This window comes from Catenulispora pinistramenti (genome assembly GCF_018274385.1).
Lineage (GTDB): Bacteria > Actinomycetota > Actinomycetes > Streptomycetales > Catenulisporaceae > Catenulispora > Catenulispora pinistramenti.
In genome coordinates this window covers 22,619-39,120 of record NZ_JAAFYZ010000085.1, presented here as the reverse complement: position 1 = coordinate 39,120, position 16,502 = coordinate 22,619, and the positions used below count along the sequence as shown (strand labels likewise).

Genomic DNA, 16,502 nt, shown 5'->3' with positions numbered 1-16,502 from the left:
CCCCCACGGAATCGTCGCCGACCCCCACTCCCCCGCCGCCGAGCACGCCGGCGCCCTCGCCGTCGCCGACCACGTCCTCGACCGAGGAGCCGACCATCTGCCAGCTGGCGTGGCAGGCCCTGCAGGATCCGACACTCCAGAACATCGTGCTGATCCTTGAGGCGCACTGGAATCCGCTGTGCATCCCGGTGCCGTGGCTGCCGACGTTGCCGTCGCTGCCTTCGCCGTCCCTGCCCTCGCTGCCATTGCCGTCGCTGTCGTTGCCGTCCTTGCCGCCGCTACCGACGCTGCCCCCGCTTACGCCGCCCCACCGGCAGCCGCACAGTTCGCACGCCGACACCTGGTGGAACGACCAGCGCTGATCGGACCGCCCGCGGGCGCGGCCGGCTGCGGGCTGTCGAACACCAGCCGGCCGCAGCTCAAGGCGTGCTCCCGCACCGGCGCGGGTGCCGCGGGTAGCCTCTAGCCATGCACAAGGACCTCCTCGGCGCACCGCCGCCGACTCTGCTTCCCGACGACGCGCCGGTGCGTGATGCCCTGGCCGCGGGTACCGCCCCGGCCGAAGTGGCCGCGGCGCATCCCGCGGTTCCGGCCGCGTGGGCTGTTCTCGCCGAGGCCGCGCTGGCCGCCGACGATTCCACCGCCGGTTCGGTCGCCGCCTACGCCTACGCGCGTACCGGCTACCACCGCGGCCTGGATCTGCTGCGCCGCGCCGGGTGGAAGGGCCACGGGCCGGTTCCGTGGTCGCACGAGTCCAACCGCGGTTTCCTGCGCGCGCTGAACGCCCTCGGCCTGGCCGCCGAGCGCATCGGCGAGACGGAGGAGGCCGAGCGCTGCGCCACCTTCCTCGGCGACAGCGACCCCGAGGCGTTCAAGGCGCTGCGCGGCTGAGGCACCGGAACACAGCGAAGCCCGGAACCGCAGTGGCACACGGTTCCGGGCTTCGTCTTCGACTACTTCCGCACCGAGCTCAGCTTTCGGCCGAGCTCAGCCCGACCCGGGTTCAGGTCAGCGAGAAGTCGTCCGCGTAGTACGCACCTTGCCCGTACCACCCGTGGATCCACACCGTCACCGAAGTCACCGAGGCACCGGTGGTGAACTTCGTCGACAGCTGGCTCCAGCTCGACCCGGAGGTCCACGTCGAGCTGTCGCCACCGGAGCCGGTGACGCCGAGGTACGTATAGGGCCCGTTCACCCACGCGGCCAACGTGTACGTGGTGTTCGGTTTCACCGCGACGGTCTGTTGACACTGCGCGTAGTCGCTACTGCTTGGACTGCCTTGCAGTGCTTTCGACCCGCCGTGCACTGTCGAGCTCTCCACCGAACCCAGGTTGCTCGGGCAGGTCCACGGCGAAAGCGAGCCGCTCTCGAAGCCCGCGTTCTGGATCCCGCTGCCGCCGGGCGAGCTCGGCGTCGTGCTGGGCGTAGTGCTCGGCGTGGTGCTCGGCGTCGTCGGCGGGGTCGTCGGCGGCGTCGTGGTCGGCGTGGTCGGCGGAGTGGTGGGCGGCGTCGTGGTGCTGCTCGACGAGGTCGTGGGCGGTCCGGTCGGGCAGGTGCCCGCCGACCCGTTCACGTCGTTGACCGCGTCGTTGAACAGCGTCGCGCCCGGATCCAGGTCGTACAGCGAGAACATCATCACGCCGCCGAGCCCGTTGCAGTGCAGGTAGTCGGCCTTGGCCTGGATCGACTGCGCGTCCTCGCCGGACCAGAAGTTGGTCCCGTCATAGAAGTACGCGGCCTGGGCCACCGGGTCCCAGTAGGTGTCCGCGGGGTTGTCGACGATCCCTGCCAACTCCTTGTACATCTGGATCCCCGGCACGTTGCCCGAGTCCGCGGCTCCCGCCGCGGGCCCCGACGCCGTCTGGAACAATCCGTGGGCCGATCCGGCACTCACCCCCGTCCAGCCCCGGTAGTAGAACGGGATCCCGATGGTGAGTTTGCCGGCTGGGAACCCGCCTGGGATGCCGTACGAGGAATCGCCGACCGTATACGCCTTGACCGCCTCATCGAGGTTGTATTTGGCGTTGCCCGGTGGCACCGGGGTCATCGGGTCGTTGGGATCGCTGTAGATCGGCGACTGATGGTTCGTCGGACCGGTCGCGTCCCAACCGCCGTGCATGTCGTACGTCATCGCGTCGCCGAACGTCAGGTACTGCCCGATGTTCTGCGTCTCGATGCCGGCGGCGATCTTCTCCTGGCCGGAAGGCAACGCGGCGGACAGTGCGTAGGTCTTTCCGTCAGCTGACCCCTGAGCGTTCAGCTCGGTCCGGAATTCCTGCAGCAGTGCCGTGTAGTTCGCCTTGTCGGCCGGGGACTCGTGGTTGCCCAGGTGCCCGGCGCTGGAGGCCGGGTACTCCCAGTCGATGTCGAAGCCGTCGAAGATGCCGGCCGCGGTGCCGGCGCCGCCGTAGCCGCCGGACGCCGGGATGTTGCCCTTGATGAACATGTCGATGCAGCTCGACACGAACTTCTGCCGCGAGGCCTGGGTGGCGGCCACGTCGGAGAAGTACTTGGAGTACGTCCAGCCGCCGATCGAAAGCAGCACCTTGAGATTCGGGTGCTTGGCCTTCAGCTCCTGCAGCTGGTGGAAGTTGCCGGCGATGGGCTGGTTGTAGACGTCGGAGGTGCCGTCGACGCTGATCGAGGAGTCGAAGGACTTCTGGTAGTCGGCGAACTGGTCCTCGGCGCCGTCACCGGCGTTCGGGTCGGTCTCCCCGCCCGGGTCCGGGTCGGTGGCCTTGGTGGTCTCGAAACAGGTGAGGTTGGTCGGGTCGATGTTCTCGAAGTCGTAGATCAGGTAGTTGAGGTTGTTGGCGGCCCCGGTCTGATCGACGTTCTTCAAGTAGTAAGCGTTCTGATAGATGGACCACTGGTCGTAGTAGGCCACCTTCAGACCGCCGGACGTGGCCGCGGCCCCTGTGGTGTTGTTGCTCCGCATCGCGGCCTGCGGGGACGGTCCGGCGCCGATGGCGGCGGAGGCCCCCGCGACTATGACCGCGGAGGCGAGCACCGCGGTCAGGGCAGATCTTCGTGACGCTCTCATTTCGTGAAGCACGCTCCTGTGGCGGGAGGGATAGGACGCGCTAGCGCATAGAGCAGATCCTCCAGAGCGGCGCCGCTGTGAACGGATCGGGTTGTAGGGAAGAAGTACCGCCGTCACCGGGCACTGTCAAGGGTGAGGTCTAGACCAAGGTCTAGACCTACTGGAATAGACCATGGTCATCCCGGCGCAGGTCAGCGAATAGCAAAGAAGGTCTTTACGAGGGCTTGACCGCGGGGGCGGCGACGAGGAGCATGGCGCTCGCCATCGCTGGTCTAGACATCTTCGTCTCATTCCGAGGAGCCCCATGAGCCGCCCCTCCCAGCACCACCGGCAGCGCCGCGTCACCCTGGCCGCGGCCGCCGTCCTGAGTCTGGCGATCGCCCCGGTCGCCGCTGCCTCACCCGCACTGGCCAACCCCGGCACGGCCACCGCGTCAGCCGCGACCGCTGCGGCGAATGCCAACGACAGCAACGGGAAAGTGTCGGTCGGCTACTTCACCCAGTGGGGGATCTACTCAGGGTTCTACGAGAAGAACCTCGTCACCTCCGGCGCGGTGAAGAAGCTCACTGAGATCGACTACGCGTTCTCCGACATCGCCCCCGACGGCACCTGCGCCAGCGCCGACTCCTGGGCGGACTGGCAGAAGCCGGTGGCCGCCGCGGATTCCGTGGACGGCACCGCCGACACCGGCGCGCAGGCCATCGCAGGGAACTTCAACCAACTGCGCGAGCTGAAGAAGGCGTATCCGAACCTGAAGATCGTGATGTCGATCGGCGGCTGGTCGGAGTCCACCAACTTCTCCGCCGCCGCGGCCACGCCCCAGTCGCGGGCGAAGTTCGCGCAGTCGTGCATCGACATGTACATCAAGGGGAATCTTCCGGGTGTGGCACCCGGCGCCGCGGCCGGGATCTTCGACGGTGTCGCCATCGACTGGGAGTACCCGGACGAGGTCGGCAACGGCAACCCGCACGGTCCGCAGGACACGCACGACTTCACCCTGCTGTTGCAGGAACTGCGCAACCAGCTCGACGCCGCCGGCCGCGCCGCCGGCCGGCGCTACCTGCTCACCGCCGACATGCCGGCCGGGCCGGAGAACGCCTCGCACATCGAGGTGGGCCCGGTGTCCAGAATCGTGGACTGGATGAACGTGATGACGTTCGACTTCCACGGCACCTGGGAGACCACCGGTCCGACGAACTTCCAGTCCAACCTGTTCCCCTCGCCGTTCGACCCGGCGCCGCGCGCGACGCCTTCGGACCCGTACCCGGTCAACGGTGAGATCTCGACGCTGCAGGTCGTCGCCGACTACCTGCGGCAGGGCGCCAGCCCGAACAAGATCGCCATCTCGGTCCCGTTCTACGCGCACGGCTGGACCGGCGTCGCGCCCGGGCCGAACGGCGACGGGCTCTACCAGCCGGCCACCGGCGTGGCGACGGACATCGAGTACAACCAGGTCGCGGCCGAGCCCGGGACCGTGCACCACGACCCGATCACCGGCGCGGCGTACAAGTACGACCCGGCGAGCAAGACGTTCTGGACGTACGACGACCCGCAGAGCATCCAGGAGAAGGTGCTGTTCATCAAGGCCCTGGGACTTCGCGGCGACATGACGTGGTCGCTGGACGGCGACACGGCCGACGGACAGTTGGTGAACGCCTTCGGGTTCGGGAAGTGAGGCACGTCACAGAGTTATGCCGGAAGTCTGAAGGGAACGAATAGACCGGGTGGCTCCTCTTCACCTCGACAGCATCCACCGCAGTCGAACAGGAGGAGCCACCCGTGTCCGTTTCGCCGATGCCCCCGATCCGGCAATTCATTCATCCCGTCACCCACCGATATGTGACTGCTCGCGGCGTACGGTTCCACGTCGCCGAATCAGGGCCCGCAGACGGTGAGGTCCTGGTGCTGGTACACGGTTTCCCGCAGCATTGGCACCTCTGGCGGCACGTCCTGCCGCACCTGTCCGCCACCCACCGCGTCCTGGCCCTGGACCTGCGCGGCTTCGGCTGGTCCGAGGCGCCGAAACACGGCTACGGCACCGGGAACCTGGCTGAGGACGTGATCGCCGTCCTGGACGTACTCGGCGTCCAGACCGCCTCGATCATCGGACACGACTGGGGCGGCTGGGTCGGCTTCGTGGCGGCGCTGAAGTACCCGGAGCGGATCAGGACCCTGGTATCGGTCAACATGACCCACCTGTGGCCGCCGCCCCGCCGGATGCTGCCGAACCTGTGGCGGATGTGGCACACCGCGTTCGTCGAGCACCCGCCGCTGGGCCGGCTGGTCCTGCGGCACACCGGCTTCGCCGGGTTCCTGCTCCGGCACTGGTCCGGCGACCCGACGCTGCGGGAGCGCGAAGACATCCGGATCTACACCGACGTCCTGCGGGATCCGGCGCGGGCGCGGGCCGGGGAGCAGGTCAACGCGGCGTATGTGTGGCAGGAGATCTTCGGGCACCCGCTGGGTCGCTATCGGAAGGCGCGGCTGACCGTGCCGACACTGATCATCGGCGGCGAACGCGACGTGGTGATCCCGCCGGCGGTGCTGGCCGGCGGGGAACGGCACGCCGACGATCTCCGGGTGGTCGTGCTGCCCGGCGGGCACTTGTTGCCGGAGGAGCAGCCGACGGCGGTTGCCGAGGAAGTGCTGCGGTTCTTGGGGTAGCCAGCCGCTGCTGGTTGTCGCGGGCGGCCGGAGGGGGTCGCCTGCGGCGAGCCGGGCCACTCCCCGCTTCCCGCGCTCCGCCACTCTGGCACTCGCCGCTCAAGCACTCGCCGCTCAAGCACTCGTCGCTCAAGCACTCGTCGCTCAAACACTCGCCGCCTGCCGCGCGGCCCGCTCCTGCGCCAGCTCCGCCACCGCGGTCGGCAGGGTGACCTCGAAGTCGATCAGCTTCGCCCAGGTCGGGGTGATGACCACGCGGACCATGCCGTCGTACAGCGAACGCACCTCGGCCTCCCACTCGGCCCGCTGCTCGGGGGTCATGGCGTAGCTGCCGTTCATCCGCAGGAACTCCTCCGGGATGCCCTCTACGACGTCCAGCTCGGCCCGGCCCCGGATGAGCAGGATCTTCGGCGGGTGGGACTCGGTGTCGATGGTCAGCGCGACCTGGGGGTTCTGGCGCAGCGCGGGCAGCTTCGCGGAGTTCTTGGAAGTGCACAGCACGATCTCGGCGCCGTTCCAGCTGAACGCGATCGGGATGCTGCGCGGCGTGCCGTCCGTGGCGATGTAGGCCAGGCGAGTGATGTCGCGGGCCAACAGCTCCCGGCTGTAGGGGCGGTTCAGGATCTCGGTGATCTTGTTCTGGTCCATGGTCCGGGCTCCTCGGGTGTGCTGTCGCTTTCGTCGGTGGCTGTTCTCACCCCTGGGACGGAGCCGCCCCACGGTTCTCGACACCCCGCGCTCCCCCGATCGAGCGAGTTTTCGGCGTGGGCTTTCCCCCGGTCGGGCGATCCGCCGGACGGTCTCCTCCTCGTAGCGTGGCTCCATGATCAGTAGTAGAGCCCTGCGTCCGATCCTCATCGGCCTGTCGTGTCTGTCCGTGGTCGTGGTGGCGGTGCCGACCGCGTCGGCGACGCAGCCGGTCAACCCGTACGGCGCGCTCGGTGCGCAGCCCGTCGACTGGCAGGTCTGCGGCCAGGCCCCGGTGACGTACTGCGCCGACATCAACGCCCCGATGGACTGGTACGACCTGTCCAAGGGCACGATCAGCATCCACATCACCAAGGTCGCCAGCACCGGCGGCGCGGCCCGGCGCGGCATCCTGCTGGTCGACCCGGGCGGCCCGGGCAGCGACGGCTCGGCCCTGGCCGCCAACACCGCCAAAACCGAGCCGGACCTGCTGAACGCCTACGACATCGTCGGCTTCGCCCCACGCGGGGTCGCGCCGTCGACCACGCTGGACTGCGGCATCGACTGGTCCGAGTACACGCCGGTCGCCGACGAGCGCGACCGCTCCGCCGCCACCACCGCGCAGCAACTCGCCGACGCGCGCCTGGTCGGCCAGAGCTGCGGCGCGGCGCCGTTGGCCCCGTACATCACCACCGACCAGACGATCCGCGACATGGACCTGATCCGCGCGGTCCTCGGCGCGCCGAAGGTCAACTACCTCGGGTTCTCCTACGGCACGTGGCTCGGCGCGTGGTACGCCGCGGCCTTCAAGTCCCGTGCCGACCGCTTCGTCCTGGACTCGAACATGGATTGGCGCCGGACCATCAAGGACGACTACGTCGACGCCTGGGCCCAGGGCTTCAACCGCCGGTTCGAGGTGCAGTTCCTGCCCTGGCTCGCGCGCCACGACGACCTCTACGGCTTCGGCACGACCACGGATGAGGTGCAGGCGTCGTGGGACGCGCTGCGCGTCGCGGTCGCGGGCCAGGGCCGGGCCAGCTCGCTGGATGTGTTGCAGGCACAGGCTTTGTACAACTCGAACGGTTGGCCGCAGTGGGCCGGCGTTCTCAAGACCCTGCGTGCGGATCCGTCTCAGGCCACGAAGTTGCTCCCGGCGGTGCGGGTGCCGACCGGGAAGGCGGCCAGCGGCGCGTACTGGGCCGTGACGTGTGCGGACACACCGTGGTCCCACGACCCCTCGTATTGGGTGGCCGAGGGCGATCAGCTCGGGGCCGCGTATCCGTTGGTGGGTGCGGAGTCCACGGAGGAGCCGTGCGCGTTCTACCCATATACGTCGCAGCATCCTGTGTTGCCCGGCGCGGACAACCTGCCGGCGATGTTGATGGTGCAGGACGAGTACGATCCCGCGACCCCGATCGAGGGTGCGCTCGAGGCGGCGCAGGAATCGCATCAGGCGATGGTGTTCGTGCGGGACGGCGGCAACCACATCGCGTATGACACGGGCAACGCCTGCGTGGACGCACACGTCAACGACTACCTGCTGAACGGCGGCGCGCCGACATCAGCGGTCTGCGAAGCGATGCCCCTGCCGCTGGACGACAGGGTCTATTCCTAGACCGCTACTTCCCAAGCAGCTATTCCTAGGCCACGCGCCTGCGCACCTTGCCGAGGGTGCGCAGGACGGCGCGTTCGCCGAGGAGCAGCGGCGCGACTCTGCGGACGCCGGGGGTGCGGAGCGCGCCGCATCCGGCGAGGAGGGTGCCGTCGCCGTCCGCGACCGCCGCGAAGCCGCCGACCACGAACCGGTCCTGCATGACGCACCAGCCCTCGCGCAGGTCGACGGTGAAGCGGCCGCGGTTGCCGAGCAGGCCGGTGGCGCGCGCGGAGCCGTCGGCGGCGAGTTCGAAGCGGCGGATGAAGCCGATCAGGTCGGGGATGCTGCGGTCCATGTCGGCGAGGTAGTGCCAGACGCGGTCGAAGGGGGCGTTTATGTGGAGCTGACCGTAGGCGGCTGTGGGAGGGCGGCGGCCAGGACGTGCATGCGGCGGACCGGGTCGAGGTCGGTGACGGGCCAGGTGCCCGCGCTCGCGCCGGTTCCGCTGCCGCTCGTGCAGCGACTTCAGGTTCTGGAATATCGCGATCAGCGCTTCCTGCGCGGCGTCCGGGCCGTCGGCGAGCGCGATCGGGGCGCACAGGCGGCCGACGTAGGGGGTCAGCTCGTCCAGGAGGCGGCTCATCGCCAGAGCGTCGCCGCGCTGGGCGGCCCGGACCCAGCGGATCGCGTCCTGCCTGTCGGATGCGTCCTGCCCATCCGGGGCGTCCGGGGCGTCCGGGCCGTCGGCACCTGCGCTCACGTCGATGATCGTACCGGCGCCGCGAATAATCACTTGCGCCGTATCGGGGCTCGTGCCTAATGTCTTGCGCATCGCCGATCACCGAGATCGCCGGTCCAGTTCTCCTGAAAGGAGGTGGGGACAGTGACGTTTGCCGTCATTGCCGCGCGCGCGGAATCCCGAATCATTTCCCTCCTTTCCACACGGAGAACATCACAGTGCCCAAGCACTCGCAGTACCTGACCGACGACTTCGACGACTTCGAGGATTCCTCCGCGCGCCCTGAGCGCATGCGCCGTGCCGCCGCTCCGAACCAGCTGAACCCGAACCGCAAGGGCCGCCTCACGCTGGAGGAAAAGGCCCGCCTGGCCATCGACCGCGAGAACGAGGAGATGGCGCCGCCGGAAGGCGACCGCTGGAGCAACTGGCCCGACGCCGGGCACGGCCCCGAGCCGCTGCCGGAGTGGGTGATCACCGAGCAGGGCGCCTGCGACTACGAACTCGGCGTGCTCAAGACCGGCAAGGAGGCCGACGTCTTCCTGCTGCGCCGGGTCTCCCCGGAGACCGGCGCCGAGGTCACCATGGCAGCCAAGCGCTACCGCTCGAACGAGCACCGCACCTTCCAACGCGACGCCGGCTACCTCGAAGGCCGCCGGCTGCGCCGCACCCGCGACATGCGCGCGATCGAGGGCCGCACCTCGTTCGGAATGAACCTGATCGCGCAGCAGTGGGCGATCGCCGAGTTCGGCGCGCTGTCCGAGCTGTGGCACGCCGGTGTGCCGGTCCCCTACCCGGTGCAGCTCTACGGCACCGAACTGCTGATGGAGTTCATCGGCGAGCCCGACGGCACGGCCGCCCCGCGCCTGGCCCAGCTCCGGCCCGAGCCGGACGAACTGCTGGACCTGTGGGAGCAGCTGATCTCGGCGCTGCTGGCGCTGGCCGAGCGCGGCCAGACGCACGGCGACCTGTCCCCGTACAACATCCTGGTGCACCACGGCCGGCTGGTGCTGATCGACCTGCCGCAGGTGGTGGACGTGGTGGTGAACCCCAACGGACGCGAGTTCCTGTCCCGGGACGTGCACAACGTCTCGAAGTGGTTCGCCGCGCACGGCCTGGCCGAACGGCACGCCGATCCCGAGGCGCTGGTGGCGATGCTGGCCAATGAGGCCCGGCTTTCCTGAGTTTCCCATCCGGCAGGCCGCACACGGTATCGTGCGCGGCCAGTGTCAGTTCAAGTTCCGCGTCCGGTCCAAGCTCGGCGCCGGGTCAAGCCCGGCGCCGGTGCGGCTCGGCGCGGCTCCGGGGAGGATTGCCACATGCCCGAAGTCTGGGACCCGTTGGGAACGTTACGCCGCACGCTGTGGATCGGCGGCGCGCAGTGGGCCGGCAAGTCGACGGTCGCGCGCATCCTGGCCCACCGGTACGGCCTGACCGCCTACCACTACGACTACCACGACGCGCGCGGCCACCAGGACCGCCGGATCGCGCGCCGCCTGGCCTTCGGCGAGCCGCCGCAGAACCCGACCCCCGATTCGGTCTGGCTCGACAGCACCCCGCAGGACATGGCCGAGCAGACGGTGGCCGGCTTCGCGGTGCGCTTCGAGTGGGCCCTGGACGACCTGCGCGGGCTGTACTCGGAGCGGCCGATCATCGCCGAGGGCTGGGGCCTGCGGCCGGAGCTGGTCGCACCGCTGCTGGAGTCCCCGCAGCAGATGATCGTCATGGTCCCGACCGAGGACTTCCGCCAGCACCAACTCAGCACCCTGCCCCGCGCCGCCGCGATGGGCGCCTCCACCAGCGACCCGGAGCGCGCCCAGGCCAACCGGATCGCCCGCGACCGGCTGGTCGCCGAGGACGCGGTGCGCCGGGCCGCGCAGTCGGGGATCCGGGTGTTGGAGGTCGACGGCTCGCGGGACGCGGAGGCGATCGCCGACGCGGTCGCGGACCACTTCGGGGAATCAATCACCTGATTCATGCGGCTCAGGCACCTGATACCGGCTACGCCGGCCGGAACGCGACGCCCGCGGTCCGCTGTCCGTGGCCACGGTCCCTGGCCCACGGTCCCTGGCCCGCGATCCCTGGCCCGCGGCGGCTGCGATACTGGCTGCCCGTGACGCACTCCGACCTCGCCGCCCGCATCCACGCCGTCTCCCACCTGACCGGGCAGTTCACGCTCCGCTCGGGACGCACCGCCACCGAGTACTTCGACAAGTACCGCTTCGGAGCAGACCCGGTACTGCTCGACGAGATCGCGCTCGGCATGGCCGCGCTGGTCCCGGCCGGGACCGAAGTGCTCGCCGGGCTGGAGATGGGCGGGATCCCGGTGGTCACGGCGCTGGGGCGGCACACCGGACTGCCGTGCGCGTTCGTGCGGAAGGCAGCGAAGACCTACGGGACTTGCCGACTCGCCGAAGGGGCGGAGGTCGCGGGACGCCGGGTGCTGGTGGTCGAGGACGTGGTCACCAGCGGCGGGCAGATCGTGCTGTCGTCGGCGGACCTGCGGGCGCTCGGCGCGGACGTGCGCGAGGCGTTGTGTGTCATCGACCGGGAGCAGGGTGGCACCGAGGCGCTTGCTGCGAAAGGGATTCAGCTGCTGTCCCTACTTACAGCTGATGACCTTCGGCGCGCCTCACCCCACTAAGAACCGCGCGAACCCCGAAGTCTCCACGGTCCGCCCATCCGGCAGCACCGCGTACGCCTCAATCCCGTCCCGCTCCTGAGCCCATTCCAGCCCGCGCTCCGGCCCCATCGCGAACACCGCGGTCGCGTACGCGTCCGTGCGCGCGATCCGGGTGCCGATCAGCGTCACCGACGCGAAGCCGGTCGCCGGTTCGGCGGTGGCCGGGTCGATGATGTGCGCCCCGCGTTCGGCCGTGCCGGAGGTGGCGACCGCGAAGTCGCGGCCTGACACGAGTGCGGCGTAGCGGTCCTGTTGTCGCGGGTCCGCGATGCCGACGGTCCAGGGGCGGCCGAGTCCGGGCTCGCCGTGTGCCTGGACGTCGCCGCCGCCGACTATCAGGTGGTCGCGGGAACCGGCCTCGCGCAGGATGCGGTCCACCTCCTCGATGGCCCAGCCCTTCACCCAGCCGCTGGGGTCCAGGCGGCCGGCCGGGTACGCGGTGAACGCCCCGTCGGTGTCGGCCTCGACCTCCGCGCAGCGCCGCAGGACCTCGGCGACTTCCGAGTCGCGTTCGACGGACTCGCCGCGCGCCATGCGGCTGATCGCGCTGTCCTCCCGGTAGGTGGAGAACTTCGCGTCGATCGCGTGCAGACGGGCCACGGCGGTCGCGATCCCGGCGCCGAGCCGGGACTCGTCCATCTCGTTTATCTTGTCTATCTTGTTTGTCTTCTGTAGCTCGCCGCCTCCCGCGCCGGCCTCGACCACGATCGAGAAGACCGTGCCCATCACCGGCTCGACGTGCCGAAGGGTCACGCGCCCGCCTTGTCTATCGCGCTCTGAAGCGACTGCTGGTAGCCCTCGCTGGTGTACGTCGCGCCCGAGACGCCGTCGATGTTCGCGCTCTGCGCGCTCATCGCCTCCTGGTTCAGCTGCGGGATCGCGTAGGTGTTGATCTCCTGGTCCCGGCCGGTCTCGGTGGGGTACTCCAGGACCTGGATCTGAGTGATCTTCTTACCGCTGAAGGTGACGGCCAACTGCACCGGCCCGTAGCGCGTGTCCGCGGCGTCGCCGGTGACCGTCTTCGAACCGGTGGCCGGCGCCGAGCCGGATGCCGACGAACTCGGCGCCGAGCCGGGCTGCGACGACGACCCCGACGAAGACCCCGAAGTCCCGGAAGACCCCGAAGACCCGGAAGTCCCTGAAGACCCCGACGATCCCGAGGACCCCGAAGCAGAGCTCGAAGACGGCGCCGAACTCGGCTGGCCCCCACCCTGTGCACCCGACTGGGTGATCGTGAAGTTGTTGTTCGCACCCTTGGCAGCAAGCGGCGTGTCGCTGTGCGGCTTCAGACCGAGCAGCAGGACGACCCCGGAAACGGTCGCGGTGCCGGTGACGATCGCGCGTCGCATGAACGCCTCTCTAAAACTCGAACGACTCGTGGTGGATGTGGGAACCGGGCACCCCGGCCCCCCGCAACGCGGCGATGACCGCCTGCTGCATCGGCTCGGGCCCGCACAGGTACACGTCGTGCGCCTTCAGGTCCGGCACCAGATTCATCAGCCCGCGCGGGGTGAGCGTCTTGCCGTGCCGGCGGCGGCTGCCGACCAAGTACACCAGCCGGGCGCCGCGGTCGCGGGCGATATCCTCCAGTTCGTCGCGGAAGATGATCTCCCGGTCGCTCCCGGCCCGGTAGAGCAGGGTCAGGCGGCCGGGCAGGGTCTCGAACAGGGCCCGGATCGGCGTGATGCCGACGCCGGCGGCGATCAGCAGCACCTGCGGCAGGCGGGCCTTGTCCTCGGTGAAGGCCCCGTACGGACCCTCGGCCCGCACCTTCGTTCCCGGCCGCAGCCTGGCCACCGCCGCGCTGTGGTCGCCCAGATTCTTGATGGTGAACCGCAGGAAGTTCGGGTGCGGCGCGGCCGACAGCGAGTACGGGTTCGCGACCCAGCGCAGGCTCCGGGTCTGGAACTGGAGGCGGAAGAACTGCCCCGGGCGGGCGTTCAGATCCTCCAGCCGCTCGCCCTTCAGGATCACCGAGTACACCCCCGGCCCCTCCGGCACGATCGAGTGCACCCGCAGCTGGTGCCGCCGGTCCCGCACGTACGGCATCCACAGCCGGTACCACCCCAGCACCAGCGCGGCCAACACGTAGTACGCGCTCCACAGCGTCTGCTCCGGCTGGATCGACAGGTCGGCGCCGTTGGCGATCTGGTGGCTGAAGGCCAGCGCGATCGCCAGGTAGGTGGCCAGGTGCAGGTAGTACCAGGTCTCGTAGCGGAGCTTGCGCCGGGCGACGCGCGCCGAGACGATGCCGGTCCCGAACAGCAGCAGCGTGGCCAGCGAGCCCTTGATCATGTCCGGGTAGTGGAAGACGATGTCCACACCCTCCGACACCACACCCTTGCCGTCGGTGAGCGCGTAGCCCCAGATGATCGTGACGATGTGCACGCTGACCAGGAAGATCATGTAGCGCCCGCACAGCGCGTGCCAGCGGGCCAGCCGGTCGCTGCCGACCCGGTGCTCCAAGAGCGGGATCCGGGCCATGAGCAGCAGCAGTACCGGTGCCGTGTAGCCGGCCAGCAGCCCCGTGATCCGCCCCGCGCCGTCCAGCCAGCCGGCCGCACCGACCACGCTGTCGGTGGCGTGCCACCAGGCGGCCAACACCGCCGCGGCACCGGCCGCCATCAGCGTCAGGGCCAGACGGGGGACGATCTCGGGCGACGGTTTAGCACCGGTCGGTGCGGTGTCGCGGGGCAGTGCGGTCGTGCTCATGGCTCCGAGATAAACAGTCCCACCTTTGAGTTTCCTCAGAACGCCCGCGTTCCCCGGGAATCCTTAACCAATCTTCACGCGCGATGTGGACGATGACCATCATGCCTGCGAAATTCGCGAACCCGACCGAACCCTGGCGCTTCCTGGTCGTGGATGACGAGCCGGACCTGGTCGAGGTGGTCTGCGGTGCGCTGCGGCACGAGGGCTGGGACGCGGTCGGCGCGCACGACGGCCGCGAGGCGGTCTCGGCCGCGGCGACGTACCAGCCGGACGCCGTGGTGCTGGACATGATGCTGCCGGACATGGACGGTATGGAGGTCATGCGCCGGATCCACACCAACCGCCCGGAAGTCCGGGTACTGTTCCTGACGGCGCGCGACGCGGTGGAGGACCGGATCGCCGGCATCGCGGCCGGCGGCGACGACTACGTGGCCAAGCCGTTCAGCCTGGACGAGGTCGTGGTCCGGCTGCGCAGCCTGGTCCGGCGCACCGCGCGCGGGCGGGCCGGCCGGGCGGCGAGCCCGGACTGCCTGGTGGTCGGGGACCTGGTCCTGGACGAGGCCGCGCGGGAGGTGACCCGCGGCGGCGAGCCGATCGAGCTGAGCCCGAAGGAGTACCTGCTGCTGTGGTTCCTGATGCGGCACCCGCGCCAGGTGCTGAGCAAGTCGCAGATCCTGTCCGAGGTGTGGTCGTACGACTACGGAGGGCAGGCGCACGTCGTGGAGCTCTACATCAGCTACCTGCGCAAGAAGATCGACGCCGGCCGCCCGGCGATGATCCACACGGTCCGCGGCGCCGGATACGTGATCAAGGCCGCCGCTCCATGACCCTGATCGAACGATGACGCGGCTCCGGCCGCGGACGCTGCGCGGGCAGCTGACACTCGGGCTGGTGGTGCTGCTGGCGGCGATCTTCGTCGGTGTCGGGATCGGCACCACGACCTTGTTGCACAGCTTCCTGGTGACCCGGCTGGACCAGCAACTGACGGCGGCCGGCCCGCGCTACGCCCAGAGCCTGGAGCACGAACTCGCCGCCGCCGACACCCGCGGGCAGACCCAGGGCACGTTCGGGGCCCGGGCCGCCGACAACGTGATAACGCAGGACGGCGTGGTCGACGGGACCAGCATGACCGGCGACAACACCGGCCAGGTCAACCTGTCGGCGGCCGACACCCGGGCCCTGTTGGCGTTGCCGACGGACGGCTCCCCGCACACCCTGTGCCTGGCGGCGCTCGGCGAGTACCGGCTGCGCGCGGTCAAGGGCGCCGACGGCGACTTCCTGTTCACCGGCCTGCCGCTGTCCCCGGTCTCGGCCACCGTCCGCGAACTGGCCACGGCCGAGTTCGCGCTGTTCGGCGGCGCGGTGGTGGCCGCCGCGCTCGGCGGCGCGGCCTGGGTCCGGCTGGCGCTGCGGCCCCTGGACCGGGTCGCCACCACCGCCGAGCGGGTCAGCACCATGTCACTGGCCAGCGGCGAGGTGGCGCTGGACGTGCGGGTACCGGACGCGGAGCGTCACGACGAGGTGGGGCGGGTCGGCGCATCGCTGAACCGGATGCTGGGGCACGTCGGGGACGCCTTGGCGCGCCGGCAGGCGGTGGAGCGCCGACTACGGGACTTCGCCGCCGACGCCGGGCACGAGTTGCGGACGCCGTTGGCTGCCGTGCGGGGACACGCCGAGCTGGCGCTGCGGCGTGGCGACGAGATACCCCCCGACGCGCTGCACGCACTGACCCGGATCGAGGCCGAGTCGCGGCGGATGGGGACGATCGTCGACGACTTGCTGTTGCTGGCGCGCCTGGACGCCGGGCGGCCGCTGGAGTCGACGGAGGTGGATCTGACGCTGCTGGTGCTGAACGCGGTGGACGATGCGCAGGCCGCTGATCTCGCGAAGGCGGGGGATGGTGTCACAGCTGATGGCACTGCCGATGCCACCGCTGATGGCACCGCTGATGGCACGGCTGAAGTCACCGCGGCCCTGACCCGGCACGAATGGCGCCTGGACCTGCCGACCGACCCGGTGACGGTGCCCGGCGACCCGCACCGGCTGGCACAGGCGGTGGCGAACTTCGTGACGAACGCGCGGGTGCACACACCGGCCGGCACCAGGGTCACCGTCGGCATCTCAGTACACGCCGACCGGGTACGGCTCGCGGTCGAGGACACCGGTCCGGGCCTCGCGCCGGACCTCACGGACCGGGTGTTCGACCGGTTCACACGCGGGGACCCGGCACGCTCACGGGCCTCGGGGAGCACCGGGCTGGGACTGGCGATCACGCGGGCGGTCGCGGAGGCGCACGGCGGCCGGGTCGGGGTGATCTCGGAGCCGGGGCGGACGGTCTTCGAGTTGGTGCTGCCGATGCGGTCAGCTACATAGAGCCGTGGCG

Annotated in this window: 16 protein-coding genes; 10 read left to right on the top strand and 6 right to left on the bottom strand. The window is 69.9% G+C overall.

Going from position 1 to position 16,502, the window contains the following annotated elements; translation table 11 throughout:
- Together KGQ19_RS23930 and KGQ19_RS23925 are read left to right on the top strand one after the other, a co-directional pair.
- Positions 1 to 362: hypothetical protein (locus tag KGQ19_RS23930; protein ID WP_212011776.1), on the top strand; the 362-nt coding region annotated here is incomplete at its 5' end.
- Positions 363 to 468: 106 nt separating this feature from the next.
- Positions 469 to 891 (top strand): DUF3151 domain-containing protein, encoded by a 423-nt coding sequence (locus KGQ19_RS23925; RefSeq protein ID WP_212011767.1) that lies wholly within the window; start codon positions 469 to 471, stop codon positions 889 to 891.
- A 112-nt stretch (positions 892 to 1,003) separates the two neighbouring features.
- On the opposite strand, the gene KGQ19_RS23915 is transcribed toward KGQ19_RS23925, so the two are convergent.
- The gene (locus tag KGQ19_RS23915) at positions 1,004 to 3,043 is read right to left on the bottom strand and encodes a glycosyl hydrolase family 18 protein (RefSeq protein WP_230419290.1); all 2,040 of its coding nucleotides are present in this window, start codon (positions 3,041 to 3,043) and stop codon (positions 1,004 to 1,006) included.
- Between the two features lie 304 nt (positions 3,044 to 3,347).
- Between KGQ19_RS23915 and KGQ19_RS23910 the strand changes: the two genes are divergently transcribed.
- Together KGQ19_RS23910 and KGQ19_RS23905 are read left to right on the top strand one after the other, a co-directional pair.
- Complete coding sequence (locus KGQ19_RS23910; RefSeq protein WP_212011765.1) at positions 3,348 to 4,718, top strand: glycoside hydrolase family 18 protein; 1,371 nt, start codon at positions 3,348 to 3,350, stop codon at positions 4,716 to 4,718.
- A gap of 164 nt (positions 4,719 to 4,882) precedes the next feature.
- Entirely contained in the window at positions 4,883 to 5,707 is an 825-nt protein-coding gene (locus KGQ19_RS23905) for an alpha/beta fold hydrolase (RefSeq protein ID WP_212011763.1), read from the top strand.
- A 144-nt stretch (positions 5,708 to 5,851) separates the two neighbouring features.
- Here the strand turns inward: KGQ19_RS23905 and KGQ19_RS23900 are convergent, their stop codons facing one another.
- Complete coding sequence (locus KGQ19_RS23900; protein ID WP_212011754.1) at positions 5,852 to 6,355, bottom strand: pyridoxamine 5'-phosphate oxidase family protein; 504 nt, start codon at positions 6,353 to 6,355, stop codon at positions 5,852 to 5,854.
- Positions 6,356 to 6,530: 175 nt separating this feature from the next.
- Between KGQ19_RS23900 and KGQ19_RS23895 the strand changes: the two genes are divergently transcribed.
- A complete protein-coding gene (locus tag KGQ19_RS23895) occupies positions 6,531 to 8,009 on the top strand; it encodes an alpha/beta hydrolase (RefSeq protein ID WP_212011744.1) in 1,479 nt (492 codons plus the stop codon).
- Positions 8,010 to 8,034: 25 nt separating this feature from the next.
- Here KGQ19_RS23895 and KGQ19_RS23890 read toward each other — a convergent pair whose 3' ends face one another.
- Positions 8,035 to 8,748: a hypothetical protein gene (locus KGQ19_RS23890; protein WP_212011742.1), complete on the bottom strand. Its 714-nt coding sequence runs from the start codon at positions 8,746 to 8,748 to the stop codon at positions 8,035 to 8,037.
- 269 nt (positions 8,749 to 9,017) lie between these two features.
- Here KGQ19_RS23890 and KGQ19_RS23885 point away from each other — a divergent pair, with 269 nt between their 5' ends.
- The 3 genes from KGQ19_RS23885 to pyrE all read left to right on the top strand — a co-directional run bounded on the left by KGQ19_RS23885 (position 9,018) and on the right by pyrE (position 11,368).
- Complete coding sequence (locus KGQ19_RS23885) at positions 9,018 to 9,908, top strand: serine protein kinase RIO (RefSeq protein WP_212011778.1); 891 nt, start codon at positions 9,018 to 9,020, stop codon at positions 9,906 to 9,908.
- A 135-nt stretch (positions 9,909 to 10,043) separates the two neighbouring features.
- Positions 10,044 to 10,697 carry a hypothetical protein gene (locus tag KGQ19_RS23880; protein ID WP_212011740.1) on the top strand — a complete coding sequence of 218 codons (654 nt, stop codon included), beginning with the start codon at positions 10,044 to 10,046 and terminating at the stop codon, positions 10,695 to 10,697.
- Positions 10,698 to 10,837: 140 nt separating this feature from the next.
- Complete coding sequence (gene pyrE, locus KGQ19_RS23875) at positions 10,838 to 11,368, top strand: orotate phosphoribosyltransferase (protein ID WP_212011738.1); 531 nt, start codon at positions 10,838 to 10,840, stop codon at positions 11,366 to 11,368.
- On the opposite strand, the gene KGQ19_RS23870 is transcribed toward pyrE, so the two are convergent.
- From KGQ19_RS23870 to KGQ19_RS23860, 3 genes are read right to left on the bottom strand one after another with little or no spacing between them, the layout of a single operon-like run.
- Positions 11,357 to 12,160 carry an FAD:protein FMN transferase gene (locus KGQ19_RS23870; RefSeq protein WP_212011736.1) on the bottom strand — a complete coding sequence of 268 codons (804 nt, stop codon included), beginning with the start codon at positions 12,158 to 12,160 and terminating at the stop codon, positions 11,357 to 11,359. The genes pyrE and KGQ19_RS23870 overlap by 12 nt on opposite strands.
- Entirely contained in the window at positions 12,157 to 12,756 is a 600-nt protein-coding gene (locus KGQ19_RS23865; protein WP_212011734.1) for an FMN-binding protein, read from the bottom strand. Before KGQ19_RS23865 ends, KGQ19_RS23870 begins: the two co-directional genes overlap by 4 nt.
- 10 nt (positions 12,757 to 12,766) lie before the next feature.
- Complete coding sequence (locus tag KGQ19_RS23860) at positions 12,767 to 14,119, bottom strand: ferredoxin reductase family protein (protein ID WP_212011733.1); 1,353 nt, start codon at positions 14,117 to 14,119, stop codon at positions 12,767 to 12,769.
- A gap of 92 nt (positions 14,120 to 14,211) precedes the next feature.
- Here KGQ19_RS23860 and KGQ19_RS23855 point away from each other — a divergent pair, with 92 nt between their 5' ends.
- Both KGQ19_RS23855 and KGQ19_RS23850 read left to right on the top strand, forming a co-directional pair.
- The gene (locus KGQ19_RS23855; RefSeq protein WP_212011731.1) at positions 14,212 to 14,946 is read left to right on the top strand and encodes a response regulator transcription factor; all 735 of its coding nucleotides are present in this window, start codon (positions 14,212 to 14,214) and stop codon (positions 14,944 to 14,946) included.
- 13 nt (positions 14,947 to 14,959) lie between these two features.
- Positions 14,960 to 16,492: a sensor histidine kinase gene (locus tag KGQ19_RS23850; protein ID WP_212011729.1), complete on the top strand. Its 1,533-nt coding sequence runs from the start codon at positions 14,960 to 14,962 to the stop codon at positions 16,490 to 16,492.
- Positions 16,493 to 16,502 lie beyond the last annotated feature (10 nt).

Excerpts from the sequence above, each read along its gene's own strand:
- KGQ19_RS23925 (WP_212011767.1), top strand. The coding sequence starts at position 469 with ATGCACAAGGACCTCCTCGGCGCACCGCCGCCGACTCTGCTTCCCGAC.
- KGQ19_RS23915 (WP_230419290.1), bottom strand. The coding sequence starts at position 3,043 with ATGAGAGCGTCACGAAGATCTGCCCTGACCGCGGTGCTCGCCTCCGCG.
- KGQ19_RS23910 (WP_212011765.1), top strand. The coding sequence starts at position 3,348 with ATGAGCCGCCCCTCCCAGCACCACCGGCAGCGCCGCGTCACCCTGGCC.
- KGQ19_RS23900 (WP_212011754.1), bottom strand. The coding sequence starts at position 6,355 with ATGGACCAGAACAAGATCACCGAGATCCTGAACCGCCCCTACAGCCGG.
- KGQ19_RS23895 (WP_212011744.1), top strand. The coding sequence starts at position 6,531 with ATGATCAGTAGTAGAGCCCTGCGTCCGATCCTCATCGGCCTGTCGTGT.
- KGQ19_RS23885 (WP_212011778.1), top strand. The coding sequence starts at position 9,018 with ATGCGCCGTGCCGCCGCTCCGAACCAGCTGAACCCGAACCGCAAGGGC.
- KGQ19_RS23880 (WP_212011740.1), top strand. The coding sequence starts at position 10,044 with ATGCCCGAAGTCTGGGACCCGTTGGGAACGTTACGCCGCACGCTGTGG.
- KGQ19_RS23865 (WP_212011734.1), bottom strand. The coding sequence starts at position 12,756 with ATGCGACGCGCGATCGTCACCGGCACCGCGACCGTTTCCGGGGTCGTC.
- KGQ19_RS23860 (WP_212011733.1), bottom strand. The coding sequence starts at position 14,119 with ATGAGCACGACCGCACTGCCCCGCGACACCGCACCGACCGGTGCTAAA.
- KGQ19_RS23855 (WP_212011731.1), top strand. The coding sequence starts at position 14,212 with ATGACCATCATGCCTGCGAAATTCGCGAACCCGACCGAACCCTGGCGC.
- KGQ19_RS23850 (WP_212011729.1), top strand. The coding sequence starts at position 14,960 with ATGACGCGGCTCCGGCCGCGGACGCTGCGCGGGCAGCTGACACTCGGG.